Genomic DNA, 1104 nt, shown 5'->3' on the forward strand with positions numbered 1-1104 from the left:
TTTGTACCTTGAAAACTAAATAAGAGTAACAACGACATCAAACTTTAAAAATAAGGCAAAAAAGCTATTGATATAGCGACACAACTGATTACATTCTGTAATCAGCCATCTTATTCAAAAACTTTAGTTAAGTGAATAAGGGCGCACGGTGGATGCCTTGGCACTAGGAGCCGATGAAGGACGGGACTAACACCGATATGCCTCGGGGAGTTGTAAGTAAACATGATATCCGAGGATTTCCGAATGGGGGAACCCACTGTTCGTAATGGAACAGTACATCTATCTGAATACATAGGGTAGGTGAGGCAGACCCGGGGAACTGAAACATCTCAGTACCTGGAGGAAGAGAAAGAAACATCGATTTCCTGAGTAGCGGCGAGCGAAACGGAAAGAGCCCAAACCAAGAAGCTTGCTTCTTGGGGTTGTAGGACATTCCATTGGAGTGACAAAGAAATTCTTTAGATGAATCGACCTGGAAAGGTCAGCCAAAGAAGGTAACAGCCCTGTAATCGAAAAGGAATTTCCTCCGGAGTGTATCCTGAGTACGGCGGAACACGTGGAATTCCGTCGGAATCCGGGAGGACCATCTCCCAAGGCTAAATACTCCCTAGTGACCGATAGTGAACCAGTACCGTGAGGGAAAGGTGAAAAGCACCCCGGGAGGGGAGTGAAATAGAACCTGAAACCGTGTGCCTACAAGTAGTCGAAGCCCGTTAATGGGTGACGGCGTACCTTTTGTAGAATGGACCGGCGAGTTACGATCGTATGCAAGGTTAAGTGGAAGACACGGAGCCGTAGCGAAAGCGAGTCTGAACAGGGCGAATGAGTATGCGGTCGTAGACCCGAAACTGTGTGATCTACCCATGTCCAGGGTGAAGGTCAGGTAACACTGACTGGAGGCCCGAACCCACGTATGTTGAAAAATGCGGGGATGAGGTGTGGGTAGCGGTGAAATTCCAATCGAACACAGAGATAGCTGGTTCTCTCCGAAATAGCTTTAGGGCTAGCCTCAAGATAGAGAGTACTGGAGGTAGAGCACTGATTGGACTAGGGGCCCCTACCGGGTTACCGAATTCAGTCAAACTCCGAATGCCAGTTACTTAC

General features: G+C 48.0%; 1 rRNA gene. It reads left to right on the forward strand.

Going from position 1 to position 1104, the window contains the following annotated elements:
- Window positions 1-125: 125 nt before the first annotated feature.
- Window positions 126-1104, forward strand: a 23S ribosomal RNA gene (locus tag ACW0TQ_RS22070); the annotation flags it as partial.

It is taken from the genome of Oceanobacillus sp. M60 (assembly GCF_053839645.1).